The organism is Massilia sp. LjRoot122, from assembly GCF_964252725.1.
Taxonomy (GTDB): Bacteria; Pseudomonadota; Gammaproteobacteria; order Burkholderiales; family Burkholderiaceae_D; genus Telluria.
In genome coordinates this window covers 2,260,499-2,276,919 of sequence record NZ_CAXUPB020000001.1, presented here as the reverse complement: position 1 = coordinate 2,276,919, position 16,421 = coordinate 2,260,499, and the positions used below count along the sequence as shown (strand labels likewise).

Below are 16,421 nucleotides of genomic sequence, written 5' to 3'. Positions count from 1 at the left end.
GTATAGGCAATCAGACGGCCGACTTACTCAACTATATTCACGCCATGACCACCTCCCCATCCACCGACGATCCCTACCTCTGGCTCGAGGATGTCGAAGGCGCGCGCGCCCTCGACTGGGTCGCAGGGCGCAACCGGGCCGCCGAACAGGAGCTCGAGGCGCAAGCCGGCCACGCCGACTTGCGCGGGCGCCTGCGCGCCATCCTCGACTCGACCGGCAAGATCCCCTATGCCGGCTGCCACGCCGGCCTGCTGTACAACTTCTGGCGCGACGCCGGCCATGCACGCGGCATCTGGCGCCGCACCACGCTGGACGAATACCGCAAGGACTCGCCCAGCTGGGAAACCCTGATCGATCTGGACCAGCTGGCGCGCGAAGAAGGCGAGAACTGGGTCTGGGGCGGCGTGACCTGGCTCGAGCCGGAGGGCGACCGCTGCCTGGTCTCGCTGTCGCGCGGCGGCGGCGACGCCCACGTGGTGCGCGAGTTCGACGCCGCACGGCGCTGCTTCGTGGCCGACGGCTTCACCCTGCCGGAAGCCAAGAGCGATTGTGCCTGGATCGACCGCGACACCCTGTTCGTCGGCACCGACTTCGGCCCCGGCTCGCTGACCGAATCGGGCTATCCGCGCATCGTCAAGCAGTGGCGGCGCGGCACGCCGCTCGCCGCCACCACCACCGTCTACGAGGCCAGGCTCGAGGACCTGTCGGCCTCGGCCTGGCGCGACGCGACACCCGGCTTCGAGCGCGAGTTCGTGCAGCGCCAGATCGGTTTCTACAGCAGCGAACTGTTCGTGCGCCGCGGCGGCAGCCTGGTCAAGCTGCCCAAACCAGAGGACGCGAATGCCTTTGCGGTGCGCGACCAGGTCGTGATCGAGCTGCGTTCCAGCTGGGAGCATCGCGGCCGAACTTACCCGCAAGGCGCGCTGCTGGCCGCGGACTTCGACGCCTTCCTCGACGGCAGCGCCGTGTTCGAGACGCTGTTCCTGCCTTCGCCTACTACCTCGCTCGACGGCCTGACGGTGACCCGCGACGCCCTCCTGCTCACGGTGCTCGACATGGTGACGAACCGCATCGTCGAGCTGCGCCGCCAGGGCGCCGGCTGGCAGTCGCGCGACGTCGACCTCCCGGCCATGGGGGCGCTGGACACCTGGGCTTTCGATGCCGTGGCCTCGCACCGCTACTTCCTCACCGTGACCGGCTTCACCGAGCCCACCGCCCTGTACCTGATGGAAGCGGGCCGGGACGAGCGCGAACAGCTCAAGGCGATGCCCGCCTTCTTCGACGCGCAGGGCCTTCAGGTTCACCAGTTCGAGGCCCTCTCCAGGGACGGCACCCGCGTGCCCTATTTCACCGTGATGCAGCGCGACACCCGGCTCGACGGCGACAACCCGGCGGTCCTGTACGGCTACGGCGGCTTCGAGGTCTCGCTCAAGCCCAACTACGGCGCGATCAGCGGCGCCGCCTGGCTGGAAAGCGGCGGCGTGTACGTGGTCGCCAACATCCGCGGCGGCGGCGAGTTCGGGCCGCGCTGGCACCAGGCGGCGCTCAAGGAACATCGCCAGCGCGCCTTCGACGACTTCATCGCCGTGGCCGAGGACCTGATCGCCCGCAAGATCAGCAGCCCGCGCCGGCTCGGCATCATGGGCGGCAGCAACGGCGGCCTGCTGGTCGGCGCCGTGCTCACCCAGCGCCCCGAGCTGTTCAATGCCGTGGTCTGCCAGGTGCCGCTGCTGGACATGCGGCGCTACCACCTGCTGCTGGCCGGCGCCTCCTGGATGGGCGAATACGGCGACCCGGACGATTCCGCCGAGTGGGCTTGGATCGGCCGCTACTCGCCCTACCACCAGCTGCGGCCGGACAGACGCTATCCGCGCGTGCTGTTCACCACCTCGACCCGCGACGACCGGGTCCACCCGGGCCATGCGCGCAAGATGGCTGCGCGCATGCTCGAACAGGGCCACGACCTGCTGTACTGGGAAAATACCGAAGGCGGCCATGCCGGCGCGGCCGACAATGCGCAGACCGCACGCATGTGGGCGCTGACCTGGACCTTCCTGCGGCGCCAGCTGCGCGGCGACCTGTAAGCGGACGGGGTACAGCCGAATCAAGCCGCCTCGGAAGCCATGCGGCGGGCGTACAGCGCCTCCCAGGTGGCGCGCACGTCGACATAGAAGGCCACCGCGTTCTCGATGCCGATGCGCTGCGGCTCCCCGAGGCGGTTGGTGACCACGCCGGCCCGCCGGGTCAGGCGCTCCATCGCGGTCGTCGTCACCGTCACGAAATGGGTCAGGCCATTCTCGATACCGTAGCGGACCACGGCCTCGAAGCACTGCATCGTCATGTCCGAGAAGCCGTAGCGGTTCTCCTTGTCGGTCTCGAGAGCGAAGCGCGACAGTTCCCAGATGCGGGCGTCGCTCGGCGCTTCGCGGCCTTCCAGCAGCTGCGGAAAGGAATCCTTCAGCATGTAGGGGCCCTCGGTCGGCAACAGGCGCCAGCAGCCGAGCAGCGGGCCGCCCGCTGCGCGCATCACCATGTAGGCCGGGTCGAGGGCGTCGTAGCCGTCGATCTCCATACCGGACATCACCGGCACCTCCCAGCCCAGCCGCCCGCTGAACACCTTGGCGCGCAGGGTATGCATTTCCCACAGGTCTTTCGATTTGAACTCACGGCGTGCTGCGATTTTGATCTGCATCGTCATTTTTAGGCCCCTGGTTGTGGTGGTTCAAAGCTATGCACTTCGCATACAAGATTCATGCAAAGCGGGCAAACCTGGAACTATCAGCTCTGCTAGGTGGCTATGCGACCGGCTGATGGAATACTTGCAGTTTGCATAGCCAACGACGGGAAGGAGCAAAAATGGGAAACGAGATGATGTGCGATGCACTGGCGGCGGAACTGGAAGCCCAACACGCGGCGCAGGCCGGGAGTGCGCTGCGCTCCACGCCGCACGAACTGCGGCGCCTGCGCATCGCCAAGCGCGAAAGCCAGGAAAAATTCTGGAGCCGTTTCGGGGTGACCCAGTCGAGCGGGAGCCGCTTCGAGACCGGCCTCGCGGTCCCTGCCCCGGTCGCCATCCTGTTGCGCCTCTACGTCAACGGGCGGGTCAGCGATGGTGATCTTCAGGCGTGATCAGGCCAAGGGAGATTGCCTTGACCACCGCCTGCTGGCGCGTGTTGACGCCGAATTTCTGACGCACATTGGCCAGGTGGAAGTTGATGGTTGCCTCAGAGCAGTTGGTGATCCGGGCGATCTCCCATGAGGACTTGCCGACCATGACCCATTGCAGCACCTCGAGCTCGCGCCGGGTCAGGCGCGGCAGCTCCGGTTCCGTCTTGGCCTGGCGAAAGCGCGCCGAGGAGGCAAAGGCGTAGTCGCGCACCAGCGACAGCGCCGGCAGTGCCTGGAACAAGGAGCGCTCGAAAGGGACATCGGGACGCAGGTCGGAAGCGAAACTGATCATGCCCAGCTCGCCCTGGGGTCCGTGAATCGGCAGCGTGACGCCACTGCGCAGGCCGTGGGCGCTGGCTTCTTCATAGATAGCGCCGGGCACCCCGCTACCGAACGTGGAAGGCGCCCAGATCAGCGGCAGCGTATTCGAGACACAATGGACGACGGTGGGATCGAGATAGGCGAAGCCATTGGCGTCGTAGCGGTCACGCCATTCCGGAGAATAATTACTCCGCGTGAATGCATTTTCAAAGCGCACATGGCGCGACGGCACGATGCCGTAGAGCATCTGGTCGAAACCCAGGCTGCGCGCCAGCGCGCACAGGCGCTCGGTCCAAATGCGATCGTCTCCGGCTTCCAGCAGTGCGAGCAGTGATGCGGTATCAATCATAGACAGTGCGGGTCAATGACTGTTCATCGTAAATGAGTTTCCTAAAGGAATACTCACCAAAAGCCACACCTTTACTGAATTTCGAGTCAATACTTCGAATGGTTGTCGTGTTTCCGCAACACCGTCGCCCAATCGTGCGCTGAGTAAATTCTCCTTACGTTACCCTCCGCCGGATGCCCTTCTAAAATTTTCTAAATTGCAATATTTCTTGTAGTAAGCACGACTTGGCCAATCCATGCTTGACTTGATTTCACACAAGAGTATCTTCTCTGCATTTTACAGTTCACAGTCGCAGGCTCTGCCTCCGGCGCACCACTCTCACCGAACAAGGATTTAGTCGATGAACAACATGACCGACATGGGCGAACAGTTGGACGTCAAGCTATTGCTGACTACACTGATGGCGCTGAAGAAAGGCGACTTCTCGGTCCGCATGCCCTCGGACTGGACCGGCGTGTCCGGCAAGATTGCCGACACCCTGAACGACATCATCGAAACCAAGCAGAAAATGGTGGAGACGGTCACCGACGTGTCGCGCGTCGTCGGCCGCGAAGGCCACCTGACCCAGCGCGCGGACTTGCCGGGCGTGGTGGGCGGCTGGGCGACGATCATCAGCTCGGTCAACACCCTGATCGACGACCTGGTGCGTCCGACCACCGAGATGGCGCGCGTCATCGGCGCGGTGGCGAAGGGCGACCTGTCGCAGACCATGGCGCTGGAAGTGGACGGCCACCCGCTGAAGGGCCAGTACCTGCGCGCGGCGATGACCGCGAACACCATGGTGGAACAGCTCTCTTCCTTCTCTTCCGAAGTGACGCGCGTGGCGCGAGAAGTCGGTACCGAGGGCAAGCTGGGCGGCCAGGCGCAGGTGAAGGGCGTGGCGGGTACCTGGAAGGACTTGACCGACTCGGTGAACTCGATGGCGGGTAACCTGACCTCGCAGGTGCGTAACATCGCGGAGGTGACCACCGCGGTGGCGAACGGCGACTTGTCGAAAAAAATTACCGTGGACGTGCGCGGCGAGATCCTGCAGCTGAAGGACACCATCAACGTCATGGTGGACCAGCTGCGCTCCTTCGCATCGGAAGTGACCCGTGTGGCGCGTGAGGTGGGTACCGAAGGCAAGCTGGGCGGCCAGGCCTATGTGCCGGGCGTCGGCGGCACCTGGAAGGACTTGACCGACAACGTGAACTTCATGGCCTCGAACCTGACGGGCCAGGTGCGTAACATCGCGGCGGTGACGACCGCGGTGGCGAACGGCGACTTGTCGAAGAAGATTACCGTGGACGTGAAGGGCGAGATTCTCGAACTGAAGAACACGATTAACGTCATGGTGGACCAGCTGTCCTCGTTCGCATCCGAGGTGACCCGCGTCGCCCGTGAAGTGGGTACCGAGGGCAAGCTGGGCGGCCAGGCGCAGGTGAAGGGCGTCGGCGGTACCTGGAAGGACTTGACCGACTCGGTGAACTCGATGGCGGGTAACCTGACCGGCCAGGTGCGTAACATCGCGGACGTGACCACCGCGGTGGCGAACGGCGACTTGTCCAAGAAAATTACCGTGGACGTGAAGGGCGAGATCCTCGAGCTGAAGAACACCATCAACGTGATGGTCGACCAGCTGAACTCCTTCGCATCCGAGGTGACCCGCGTGGCGCGTGAAGTGGGTACCGAGGGCCGCCTGGGCGGCCAGGCGAACGTGCCGGGTGTTGCGGGTACCTGGAAGGACTTGACCGACAACGTGAACTTCATGGCGGGTAACCTGACCGGCCAGGTGCGTAACATCGCGGAGGTGACTACCGCGGTGGCGAACGGCGACCTGTCCAAGAAGATTACCGTGGACGTGAAGGGCGAGATTCTCGAACTGAAGAACACCATTAACGTCATGGTGGACCAGTTGTCTTCGTTCGCATCCGAGGTGACCCGCGTCGCCCGTGAAGTGGGTACCGAGGGTAAGCTGGGCGGCCAGGCCTACGTGCCGGGCGTCGGCGGCACCTGGAAGGACTTGACCGACAACGTGAACTTCATGGCCTCGAACCTGACGGGCCAGGTGCGTAACATCGCGGCGGTGACGACCGCGGTGGCGCGTGGTGACTTGTCCAAGAAGATTACCGTGGACGTGAAGGGTGAGATTCTCGAACTGAAAGACACCATCAACGTCATGGTGGACCAATTGTCCTCGTTCGCATCCGAGGTGACGCGAGTCGCCCGTGAGGTGGGTACCGAAGGTAAGCTGGGCGGACAGGCGAACGTGTCCGGCGTGGCGGGTACCTGGAAGGACTTGACCGAGAACGTCAACCAGCTGGCGGCGAACCTGACCAACCAGATGCGCGCGATCGGTGAAGTGGCGACCGCGGTGACCCGTGGTGACCTTTCGCGTAGCATCCAGGTGGAAGCGCGCGGCGAGGTGTCCTACCTGAAGGACAACATCAACGAGATGATCCGTAACCTGAAGGAAACCACGCAGAAGAACGCGCAGCAGGACTGGCTGAAGACCAACCTGGCGCGCTTCACCCGACTGCTGCAGGGCCAGCGCGACCTGCAGGCCGTGACCAAGCTGATTCTGTCGGAACTGGCCCCGCTGGTCTCGGCCCACCACGGCGTGTTCTACATGATGGATTCGCAGGAGACCGACGCGCGCCTGCGCATGATCGCCTCCTACGGCTACCGTTCCAGCCGCAAGCTGCCGACTTCCTTCCTGCCGGGCGAAGGCCTGGTGGGCCAGTGCGCGCTGGAGAAGACCCGCATCTGGCTGACCGACGTGCCGCGCGACTACATCGTGGTCTCGTCCGGCCTGGGTTCGGCGCCGCCGAACAACATCGTGGTGCTGCCGATCCTGTTCGAACAGCAGGTCAAGGCAGTCATCGAGATCGCCTCGCTCGACCGCTTCACCGAGACCCACCTGTCCTTCCTCGACCAGCTGATGGAATCGATCGGCGTGGTCCTGAACACCATCGAGGCGAACAGCCGTACCGAGTCGCTGCTGACCCAGTCGCAGTCGCTGGCGCAGGAACTGCAGCAGACCAACCAGGAACTGGCGGAAAAGGCGCGCCTGCTGTCCGAGCAGAACATCGAGGTGGAACGCAAGAACCGCGAGGTGGAACAGGCGAAACTGGCGCTGGAAGAAAAGGCGACCCAACTGGCCCTGTCCTCGAAGTACAAGTCCGAGTTCCTGGCGAATATGTCGCACGAACTGCGTACACCTTTGAACTCGCTCCTGATCCTGGCGCAGCAGCTCTCGGATAACCCCGAGGGCAACCTGTCGGGCAAGCAGGTGGAATTCGCGAAGACCATCCACGGCTCCGGCTCCGACCTGCTGACCCTGATTAACGACATTCTCGACCTGTCGAAGATCGAATCCGGTACCGTCACGCTGGACGTGTCGGAGTACCGCTTCTCGAACCTGCGCAACTACGTGGACCGCACCTTCCGCCACATGGCCGAGGCCAAGCATCTCGGCTTCGACGTGGCGCTGGCGGACAACCTGCCGACCGCGGTGATGACCGACACCACGCGCCTGCAGCAGGTCCTGAAGAACCTGCTGTCGAACGCGTTCAAGTTCACCAGCCACGGCCAGGTCGAACTGACCATCAGCCTGGTCAACAGCGGCTGGACCCACGACCACCCGAACCTGGTGCACGCCGACGCGGTGCTGGCCTTCTCGGTGCGCGACACCGGCGTCGGCATCCCGTCCGACAAGCTGCAGCTGATCTTCGAGGCATTCCAGCAGGCCGACGGCTCGACCGCCCGTAAATATGGCGGCACCGGCCTGGGCCTGTCGATCTCGCGCGAACTGGCGCGCCTGCTGGGCGGCGAGATCCGCGTCGAATCGACCGTCAACGTCGGCTCGACCTTCACGCTCTACCTGCCGTACAACCGCGCCGGCTTCATCAACTACGAACAGACGCGCCAGCCCCAGCCGGCCCGCCTGGCCCCGCCGCCGTCGGCCGCGACCACCGTGTCCTACCAGCCGGTGACGCAGGCCGCCGCCGAAGTGGCGACCGTCGACACGGCGACCGACACCGGCACGCTGGTCGAGTACTCGTCGGTGCTGGACGACCGCGGCCTGGTGACCCCGGGCGACCCGTCGGTACTGATCGTGGAAGACGACGAGCGCTTCGCCAAGGTGCTGCTCGACTTCGCCCGTGAGAAGAACTTCAAGGGCATCGTCACCCAGCGCGGCGATTCGGCGCTGTCGCTGGCGCGCGACTACCTGCCGTCGGCGATCCTGCTCGACATCGACCTGCCGGACATCGACGGCTTCACGGTGCTCGACCGTCTCAAGCGCGACCCGAGCACCCGCCACATCCCGGTGCACGTGATGTCCTCGCTGCGCGAGCGCGAGCGCGCGCTGCGCCAGGGCGCCATCTCGTACATCAACAAGCCGGTGAGCCGCGAGGCGCTGCAGGAAGAATTCAAGCGTATCCAGAAGTTCCTGTTGGGCGGCAAGCGTTCGCTGCTGGTGGTGGAAGACGACATGGCCCAGCGCGAATCGATCGTGGGCCTGATCGGCAACACCGACATCCACATGGTGACGGTGGACACCGGCGCCGCGGCGATGGAGGCGCTGGAGAGCTCGCGCTTCGACTGCATGGTGCTGGACCTGACCCTGCCGGACATCTCGGGCTTCGACCTGCTGGACCGCATCGGCGCCAATGAACGCCTGCGTGACCTGCCGGTCGTGATCTACACCGCCAAGGAGCTGTCGCGCAAGGAAGTCACGAAGCTCAAGCGCTATGCCAAGACCATCGTCATGAAGGACGCCCGCTCGCCGGAACGCCTGCTGGACGAGACCGCGCTGTTCCTGCACCGTTCGCAGGCCAGCCTGCCGGAGCAGCAGCGCCGCATCCTGGAAGAGATCCACGCGGCCGACGGCGGCCTGGCCGGACGCAAGGTGCTGATCGTCGACGATGACCTGCGTAACATCTTTGCGCTGTCCACGCTGCTCGAGCGCCAGCAGATGCAGGTGCTGTTCGCCGAGAACGGCCGCGACGGCATCGAGGTGCTGGAGAAGGACCCGACCATCGAGATCGTCCTGATGGACATCATGATGCCGGAGATGGACGGCTACGACACGATGCGGGCAATCCGCCGCATCCCGAAGTTCCGTTCGCTGCCGATCATCACCCTGACCGCGAAGGCGATGAAGGGTGACCGCGACAAGTGCATCGCCGCAGGCGCCTCGGACTACATCACCAAGCCGGTCGATGTGGCCCAGCTGCTGTCGATGATGCGGGTCTGGCTGCACTGATGGGCGAGCTGAGCGCCTGGAGCGGATTTGCCGCCGCCCAGGCTACCGAGGATCTCGAGATCGAGCTGCTGCTGGAAGCCGTCTACCAGCGCTTCGGTTTCGATTTCCGTGGCTATGCCCGTTCCGGGCTGCGCGACCGGCTGCTCGCCCTGCTCCGCACGCGCGGGCTGGCGACCATCTCGAGCCTGCAGGAGCGCGTGCTGCACGAAGGCGGCGTCGCCCAGGACGTGGTGCGCGCGCTGGCGGTCGCGCCGGCGCCGCTGTTCGACCTGCCCGAGGACACGCGCCGCCTGCGCACCGCGCTCGGCGACACCCTGCGCCCGACCGCCCTGCCCAAGGTATGGCTGGCCGAGCCGGCCGGCGTGGCCGAGGCGTGGACGCTGGCGATCCTGCTGGCCGAGGAAAAGCTGTATGGCCGCACCGAGGTGTTCGCCACGCTGGCCAGCGACGAACTGCTGCTCGAGGCGCGCAATGCCTCGCTGCCGGTAGCCCAGCTGACCCAGTCGCAGGCGCAATACGAGGCCAGCGGCGGCAGCGGCAGGCTGGCGGACTACTTCGAGGTCTCGAACGGCGAAGCGCGCCTGCTGCCGCGCCTGCGCGAGCGCATCACCTGGGCCCAGTACAGCCTGGTGACGGACGCGTCTTTCCAGGAATTCCACAGCATTATCTGCCGCCGCGCCCTGCCCGACTTCGGTCCGGTGCTGCGCCAGCGCGTGCTGCGCCTGTTCCGCGACAGCCTGTCGCTGTTCGGGGTGCTGGGACTGGACCGCGAGTTCGGTCCCACCGACGCGACGGCCGGCGATTACCAGCCTCTGTTCGATGGCGGCGGGTGGTATAAACGCGTGCGATGATTCGGGGCCGGCAACATGCCGGCCTTTTTCTTGGGCGGTTGCTTTTCGTAGGGTGGGCGGGGTAATTTCGGGCAATGCCCGGAATTACGAACGCCCACGCGTCCAAATCACCCTGATGCCGCCTGTACGGCTGTTCTATTGCTGCTTGAACGCGCGGGCGGCGAAGCCGCCCACCCTACAACTGCGCGATCCGATCGCGCCAGGCCTGCAGGTGGGGCATCCCCTCCAGCCCCGGCCTGAATTTCAGCAGACCCCGTGCAAACTCCAGCGTGCAGAAGGCCGTGATGTCGGCGATCGTGAACCTTTCCCCGGCCACGTAGGGCTGCTTTGCCAGCTCGGCGTCCAGCCAGCGCGCCGTCGCGCGCATTTTGAGCCCTTGCGCCGCGCCGAAGTCCGGGAACTGCGGCTGTTCCAGCACGGCCAGGCCCGGATGGGTATGGCGCACGCACAGCGCGGTTTCCAGCATCAGGTGCAGTTCCATGCGGCGGTCAGCCATCTCGATGAAGGCGCGCTCGGTGGCGTCACGCCCCATCAGGTTCGGCTCTGGATACAGGCCCTCGAGGTAGGTGCAGATCGCACGGGTCTCGCTCAGCGCGCGGCCGTCGTCGAGCACCAGCACCGGGACCCGCGCCAGCGGGTTCAGGGCGGTGAACTCCGCCGCACGGTGGGCTCCCGCGTTCAGGTCGACGTCGACCAGCTCGATGTCGGCGATGCCCTTGGCCGCCATGAACATGGTGACGCGCCGCGGATTCGGCGCACGGGGGCTGGTGTAGAGGCGCATGCTTGCTTTCGTCAATGGGCAGGATGCCCATGATAGCGCGCTCAGGCCGGTTCGTTCATGGCCGCTGCGGGCGCCATCCAGGCATCCACCACCTCGGCGCAGCCCGGCGGCAGGTGCAAGCCGAGCTTGGTGCGGCGCCACAATACGTCTTCGGCGCAGCCGGCCCACTCGTGCCGCATCAGGTAGCGCAGTTCGGCGGCGTAAAGGCCGGGCGCCACTTCCTCGCCCAGGCCGGCCATGCCGGCCGCGCCCGCCAGCAGGGTCTCGACCCGGGTCCCGTAGGTGCGCGCCCAGCGCCGCACCAGGGCCTGCGGCAGCCAGGGGTGGCGGCGTTCGAGCGCGGCCACCCAACGGTCGAATTCGAGCACGCCGCGGCTGTCGGGCGCACCGCCGAACAGGTCGCCGCCCGGCAGCACGGCGCTCGCGGTCCACGCCGCTTGCGGGCGGCCGAGTGCGCCGCCGATCCAGTCGGCCGCCTGCTCGGCCAGCCGGCGGTAGGTGGTGATCTTGCCGCCGAAGACCGACAGCAGCGGCGCAGCGGCCAGGTCGTGCCCGAGCAGGTAGTCGCGCGTGGCGGCGCTGGCGCTGGCCGCCGCGTCCTCGATCAGCGGACGCACGCCCGAATAGCTCCACACCACGTCCGCGGGCGCGAGCTGGCGCCGGAAGTAGCGGTTGGCCAGTTCGCACAGGTAGGCGGTTTCCCTGGCCGCGATCGCGACCTCGTCCGGATCGCCCTGGAAGTCGACGTCGGTGGTGCCGATCAGGGTGAAGGCGCCTTCGTAGGGCATCGCGAAGACGATGCGGCCGTCCGGGTGCTGGAACAGGTAGGCGTATTCGTGTTCGAACAGGCGCGGCACCACGATGTGGCTGCCCTTCACCAGGCGCAGGCGGCGCGCCGGGGCCTTGCCGGTGGCGACCTGGGCGACCTGCTCCGCCCACGGGCCGGCGGCATTCACCAGGCAGCGCGCTTTGACACGTTGGCGGTGCTCGCCCCTTGCCAGCGTCGCCATCCAGTAGTGGGGGTGGCGCTCGAAGGCGCTGCAGCGCGTGTGGGTGAGCACCAGCGCGCCGCGCTCGTGGGCGTCGAGGGCATTGAGCAGCACCAGCCGGGCATCGTCGACCCAGCCGTCGGAGTATTCGAAGCCGCGCGTGAAGGCCGGCTTGAGCGGGCCGCCGGCACGGTGTCCGACCAGCGCCACCGCTCTGGATGGGGGCAGGAAGGCGCGCGGCGCCAGCCGGTCGTAGAGGAACAGGCCGGCGCGGATCAGCCAGGCGGGACGCTGCGTGGCATCGTGCGGCATCACGAAGCGCAGCGGATGCATGATGTGCGGCGCGCTGCACAGCAGCAGCTCGCGCTCGGCCAGCGCCTTGCGCACCAGGCCGAATTCGCGGTGCTCGAGGTAGCGCAGGCCGCCGTGAATCAGCTTGCTGGACGCGGACGAGGTGTGGCTGCCGAGATCATCCTTGTCGCACAGGACCACGCGCAGGCCGCGCCCGGCCGCGTCGCGCGCGATGCCCGCGCCGTTGATGCCGCCGCCGACCACCAGCACATCACATTCCAGCTGCGTGTCATCTTTCATGTCCGCCTCCTGTCCGCGGTCCAGTGTAAGGACTCGGCGGCGCCGCATCTTTGCATGCATCAATTATGCTGAGAATGCTCCCACCCGTGTGTAAAATCGCCACATGCACAACTCTTCCAGCGCCGACGTGCGCGCCTGGGTCCGCATGCCTTCGGGAAAACGGCTGGACCTGCTCAACCCGACCCCCTTCGACTGGGACGACGCCGACCTGGCGCTCGGCCTGGCCCGCACCTACCGCTGGGGCGGCCATTCGGCCTGGCCCTTGCCGCTGTCGGTGGCCCAGCACTCGATCGCCGTGATGCTGCTGCGTCGTGCGACTTCACCCGGCGGCACGCCGCTGCAGGACCTGCGCGAGCTGCTGCACGATGCCGAGGAAGGCCTGCTCGGCTTCGACGCCATCTCGGTGATCAAGCCCTTCCTGGGCGACGGCTTCCGCGCCCTGACCAAACGCCTGGAACAGATGGTGTTCCTGCGCTACGGCTTGCCGGCCTGGACCGAGAAGGAACACCGGCTGCACAAGCAGGCCGACCGCCTGGCTGCCGCCAGCGAGGCGGTCCACGTGGCCGGCTGGTCTAGCGAGGAAGTGCGGCGCACCCTCAAGATCCGCGCCCAGGTACTGGAGCAGGATCCGCTCGCCGCGCGCTATGGCTGCACGCCGTGGGAGCCCTGGCCTCCGGCCGTGGCCGCGGAGCGTTTCCTGGCCGAGCTGGAGCGGCTCAAGCGCGAGGCCGGACATGCAGCCGCTTGAGGAGGCCATCGAGGAAGCGGCCGCGCTCCTGGAACACGCCGACGGCCTGCTGGTGGCGGCCGGCGCCGGCATGGGCGTCGATTCCGGCCTGCCCGACTTCCGCGGCACCACCGGCTTCTGGCGCGCCTATCCGGCACTCGGACGGCGCGGGCTCGCCTTCCACGAGATGGCCTGCCCGGAAAGCTTCGACCAGGACCCGCGCCTGGCCTGGGGCTTCTACGGCCATCGGCTGGCCCTGTACCGCGCCACCACGCCGCACGCCGGCTTCGGCATCCTGCGCGCCTTCGCCGCCCGCATGGGCGGAGGCGGCTTCGTCTTCACCAGCAACGTCGACGGGCAATTCCAGCGGGCCGGCTTCGACCCCGGCACGGTGGTCGAATGCCATGGCTCGATCCACCACCTGCAATGCACGCGCCCGTGCTGCGACACCGTCTGGCCGGCCGACGGTGTCGATCCCGTCGTAGACCAGGACGCCTGCAAGCTCAGCTCGGCCCTGCCCCTGTGTCCGCGTTGCGGCGCACTGGCGCGTCCGAACATCCTGATGTTCAATGACGGCGCCTGGCTGGCGCAGCGCAGCGAGGCGCAGATGGCGCGCCTTGCACGCTGGCGCGCAGGCATATCCAGGCTGGCCGTGATCGAACTCGGCGCCGGCGTCGACATCCCCTCGGTGCGGCGCATGGCGGAATCGCAGGGTGAAGCGCTCATCCGCATCAACCCGCGCGAGCCGGCCGTGCGCAAGGGTGTTGCACTGCCCTTGGGCGCCTCGGCGGCCCTGCGCTTGCTGGAAGCTGCGCTGAACCGTCCAAAAGATTGACCAGAATCAATCTCTCCGCCTAAGCACTTGATTTTTATGAAGATTTTCCAATATCCACAAGATCTGTGGATAAAGATGTGGAAAAGCACTACTTGACAAGCCGAAAGTCCAGTAATGATGCGGGTTTCAACAAAATGCCCGTTCCGCAGGCAAAATGAAACACATTAAGAATCAATGACTTGGCGACGCACTGCTTTCGTGCAGTGTGGGGGTGTGCGGCAAATTCCTACAAAAGCGGGTCGCGGGGGATAAGTCCGCCATCGGTCAATAAATTGGCCGGATCTCCGCTCATTTCCATGCGTTCCTGGCGCGCTCCCTGACCAGCATGCGCACGCTCTCCGGCACCGGCTTGCGCAGCTGCTGATTGTCCGCGCTGAGCCAGGTCGTCTCTTCGAAATGCTTGAGCATGGCCGGCGTGATGAAGCGCGTGCGCGCCGCATACACGTGGCGGTCGCCCATTTGCGCCTGCTGCTTGATGAAGAAGCGGTTCGGCAGCACCAGGTGCAGGTGCTCGCGGGCGCGCGTCATCGCCACGTAGAGCAGGCGCCGCTCTTCCTCGATGTCGTCCTGGTTCCCGGTGCTCATGTCCGACGGGATGCAGCCGTCCACCACGTTCAGCACGTGCACCGACTTCCACTCCTGTCCCTTGCTCGAATGGATGGTCGACAGGATCAGGTAGTCCTCGTCCAGCAGCGGCTGGCCGGCGCGGTCGCTGGTCGCTTCCGGCGGGTCGAGCGTGATCTCGGCCAGGAAGCTTTCGCGCGTCGCGTGGCCGCCCGCCAGTGCGGTCAACTGTTCGACGTCGGCCACCCGCACCGTGGCGTCGTCGTACATGCGCTCCAGGTGCGGCAGATACCATTGCTTGACCAGCTCGATGTCGGCCGGCCAGCGCAGTCCGGGCGTGCGCAGGCGCCGGTACAGCGCACTGAAGGCGGCCCAGTCGGCGCTGCTCTTGGCCGGCGCCGCGAAGGCTTCCACCGCGGCCGCCGGGTCGGTCGCCTCGCCCACCGCGTCGAGCAGGCGGGTGGCGGTGGCCGGACCGATGCCCGGGATCAGCTGGGCCACGCGGAAGCCCGCCATGCGCCCGTTCGGGTTCTGGGCGAAGCGCAGCACCGCCAGCACGTCCTTGATATGGGCGGCCTCGAGGAACTTGAGGCCGCCGAACTTCACGAAGGGAATATTCCGGCGCATCAGCTCCAGTTCCAGCGCGGCGCTGTGGCTGGCCGCGCGGAACAGCACCGCCTGCGACTTCAGCGTGATACCCGCTTCGCGGTGTTCGAGGATGCGATTGCAGACCCAGCGCGCCTGTTCGGCCTCATCCGGGATCAGGACCAGTTGCGGCTTGAGGCTGGACGCCTTATCGGTCCACAGCGTCTTCGCATGACGCTCGCGCGCGCCGGCAATCATCGCGTTCGACGCGTCGAGGATGGGCTGGGTCGAGCGGTAGTTGCGCTCCAGCGTGATGAGCGCGGCAGGCTGCGAGAACTGCTTCGGGAAGTCGAGGATGTTGCGCACCGTCGCGCCGCGGAAGGCGTAGATCGACTGGGCGTCGTCGCCCACCACCATCACGCCCTCGCCGCCCGGTTTCATGCCGGTGATGATGGCCGCCTGCAGGCGGTTGGTGTCCTGGTATTCGTCGACCAGCACGTGGTCGAAGCGGGCGCCGATCTCCGGCCCCAGCTCCGGGTCGGCCGCCATCTCGGCCCAGAACAGCAGCAGGTCATCATAGTCGAGCACGTTCTGCTCCTGCTTGGCGTCGACGTAGGCGCCGAACAGGGTCTTCAGCTGCCCTTCCCACTCGCTGCACCAGGGAAAGGTAGATTGCAGCACTTCCTCGAGCGCTGCGCGGCTGTTCACCACCCGCGAATAGATCGACAGGCAGGTGCCCTTCAAGGGAAAGCGCTTCTCCGTGTTCGACAGGCCGATCTCGTGACGCACCAGTCCCATCAGGTCTTCGGAATCGCCGCGGTCGTGGATGGTGAAGGATTCGTCCAGGCCGATGCGGCCCGCGTATTCGCGCAGCAGGCGGGCGCCGATCGCGTGGAAGGTGCCGGCCCAGGGCAGGGTCACCGTTCCCTGCGACCCGGATCTTCCCAGCAGGCGCTGCAGCACGCCGCTGGCGCGCTGGCTCATTTCCCCGGCCGCGCGGCGCGAAAAGGTCAGCAGCAGGATGCGCTGCGGATCGGCGCCGGCCCCGATCAGGCGGGCGACCCGGTGCGCCAGGGTATTGGTCTTGCCCGAGCCCGCACCGGCCACGACCAGCAACGGCCGCACGCTGGCAGCGCCGATGTCATGCTCGACCGCGGCACGCTGTTCGGTATTCAGGCCGGCGAAGGGATCGTCGGTAGCGGGCTGGTCGAGGGTGGCTGACATGGCGTGGATCAGGTGGAAATGCCGTACTGTACATTTATCCAGTTATCTTGCGCAAGTCGAAACAGTTCAACAGTCAAGTCCGCACACGCTTGAAAGCTACCAATTGCCGGGCATCAGGTTATGGAATACATGCGAAAAGCGTGCTAAGTAGTTAATACTTAAAAAGTTTTCCGGATATCCACAAACTC

Annotated in this window: 11 protein-coding genes; 6 read left to right on the top strand and 5 right to left on the bottom strand. The window is 66.0% G+C overall.

All coding sequences use genetic code 11. From position 1 onward, the window contains the following. The first annotated feature begins 44 nt into the window (after positions 1-44). Positions 45-2,084 carry a prolyl oligopeptidase family serine peptidase gene (locus ACSQ25_RS10035; protein ID WP_436105549.1) on the top strand — a complete coding sequence of 680 codons (2,040 nt, stop codon included), beginning with the start codon at positions 45-47 and terminating at the stop codon, positions 2,082-2,084. A 20-nt stretch (positions 2,085-2,104) separates the two neighbouring features. Here the strand turns inward: ACSQ25_RS10035 and ACSQ25_RS10030 are convergent, their stop codons facing one another. Continuing rightward, entirely contained in the window at positions 2,105-2,698 is a 594-nt protein-coding gene (locus tag ACSQ25_RS10030; protein ID WP_436105548.1) for an acyl-homoserine-lactone synthase, read from the bottom strand. 158 nt (positions 2,699-2,856) lie between these two features. On the opposite strand from ACSQ25_RS10030, the gene ACSQ25_RS10025 reads away from it, so the two are divergent. Next, entirely contained in the window at positions 2,857-3,129 is a 273-nt protein-coding gene (locus tag ACSQ25_RS10025) for a helix-turn-helix domain-containing protein (RefSeq protein ID WP_436105547.1), read from the top strand. Here ACSQ25_RS10025 and ACSQ25_RS10020 read toward each other — a convergent pair. Beyond that, positions 3,104-3,838 carry a helix-turn-helix transcriptional regulator gene (locus tag ACSQ25_RS10020; protein ID WP_436105546.1) on the bottom strand — a complete coding sequence of 245 codons (735 nt, stop codon included), beginning with the start codon at positions 3,836-3,838 and terminating at the stop codon, positions 3,104-3,106. The two genes, ACSQ25_RS10025 and ACSQ25_RS10020, sit on opposite strands and share 26 nt — an antisense overlap. A 340-nt stretch (positions 3,839-4,178) precedes the next feature. Here ACSQ25_RS10020 and ACSQ25_RS10015 point away from each other — a divergent pair, with 340 nt between their 5' ends. Continuing rightward, positions 4,179-9,086 (top strand): HAMP domain-containing protein, encoded by a 4,908-nt coding sequence (locus ACSQ25_RS10015; protein WP_436105545.1) that lies wholly within the window; start codon positions 4,179-4,181, stop codon positions 9,084-9,086. Further along, the gene (locus ACSQ25_RS10010; protein WP_436105544.1) at positions 9,086-9,937 is read left to right on the top strand and encodes a CheR family methyltransferase; all 852 of its coding nucleotides are present in this window, start codon (positions 9,086-9,088) and stop codon (positions 9,935-9,937) included. The genes ACSQ25_RS10015 and ACSQ25_RS10010 overlap by 1 nt, the downstream gene beginning before the upstream one ends. 175 nt (positions 9,938-10,112) lie before the next feature. Here the strand turns inward: ACSQ25_RS10010 and ACSQ25_RS10005 are convergent, their stop codons facing one another. Together ACSQ25_RS10005 and glpD are read right to left on the bottom strand one after the other, a co-directional pair. Beyond that, complete coding sequence (locus ACSQ25_RS10005) at positions 10,113-10,718, bottom strand: glutathione S-transferase family protein (protein WP_436105543.1); 606 nt, start codon at positions 10,716-10,718, stop codon at positions 10,113-10,115. 41 nt (positions 10,719-10,759) lie between these two features. Then, complete coding sequence (gene glpD / locus ACSQ25_RS10000) at positions 10,760-12,298, bottom strand: glycerol-3-phosphate dehydrogenase (protein WP_436105542.1); 1,539 nt, start codon at positions 12,296-12,298, stop codon at positions 10,760-10,762. A gap of 103 nt (positions 12,299-12,401) precedes the next feature. Here glpD and ACSQ25_RS09995 point away from each other — a divergent pair, with 103 nt between their 5' ends. Together ACSQ25_RS09995 and ACSQ25_RS09990 are read left to right on the top strand one after the other, a co-directional pair. After that, entirely contained in the window at positions 12,402-13,046 is a 645-nt protein-coding gene (locus tag ACSQ25_RS09995; RefSeq protein ID WP_436105541.1) for a phosphohydrolase, read from the top strand. Beyond that, complete coding sequence (locus tag ACSQ25_RS09990) at positions 13,033-13,860, top strand: SIR2 family NAD-dependent protein deacylase (RefSeq protein ID WP_436105540.1); 828 nt, start codon at positions 13,033-13,035, stop codon at positions 13,858-13,860. Before ACSQ25_RS09995 ends, ACSQ25_RS09990 begins: the two co-directional genes overlap by 14 nt. A gap of 288 nt (positions 13,861-14,148) precedes the next feature. Here ACSQ25_RS09990 and ACSQ25_RS09985 read toward each other — a convergent pair whose 3' ends face one another. Next, on the bottom strand, positions 14,149-16,233 hold the full coding sequence (locus ACSQ25_RS09985) for an ATP-dependent helicase (protein ID WP_436105539.1): 2,085 nt from the start codon (positions 16,231-16,233) through the stop codon (positions 14,149-14,151). Between the last annotated feature and the right edge of the window lie 188 nt (positions 16,234-16,421).

Coding starts and splice junctions, on each gene's coding strand:
- ACSQ25_RS10035 (WP_436105549.1), top strand. CDS start 45: ATGACCACCTCCCCATCCACCGACGATCCCTACCTCTGGCTCGAGGAT.
- ACSQ25_RS10030 (WP_436105548.1), bottom strand. CDS start 2,698: ATGACGATGCAGATCAAAATCGCAGCACGCCGTGAGTTCAAATCGAAA.
- ACSQ25_RS10025 (WP_436105547.1), top strand. CDS start 2,857: ATGGGAAACGAGATGATGTGCGATGCACTGGCGGCGGAACTGGAAGCC.
- ACSQ25_RS10020 (WP_436105546.1), bottom strand. CDS start 3,838: ATGATTGATACCGCATCACTGCTCGCACTGCTGGAAGCCGGAGACGAT.
- ACSQ25_RS10015 (WP_436105545.1), top strand. CDS start 4,179: ATGAACAACATGACCGACATGGGCGAACAGTTGGACGTCAAGCTATTG.
- ACSQ25_RS10010 (WP_436105544.1), top strand. CDS start 9,086: ATGGGCGAGCTGAGCGCCTGGAGCGGATTTGCCGCCGCCCAGGCTACC.
- ACSQ25_RS10005 (WP_436105543.1), bottom strand. CDS start 10,718: ATGCGCCTCTACACCAGCCCCCGTGCGCCGAATCCGCGGCGCGTCACC.
- glpD (WP_436105542.1), bottom strand. CDS start 12,298: ATGAAAGATGACACGCAGCTGGAATGTGATGTGCTGGTGGTCGGCGGC.
- ACSQ25_RS09995 (WP_436105541.1), top strand. CDS start 12,402: ATGCACAACTCTTCCAGCGCCGACGTGCGCGCCTGGGTCCGCATGCCT.
- ACSQ25_RS09990 (WP_436105540.1), top strand. CDS start 13,033: ATGCAGCCGCTTGAGGAGGCCATCGAGGAAGCGGCCGCGCTCCTGGAA.
- ACSQ25_RS09985 (WP_436105539.1), bottom strand. CDS start 16,233: ATGTCAGCCACCCTCGACCAGCCCGCTACCGACGATCCCTTCGCCGGC.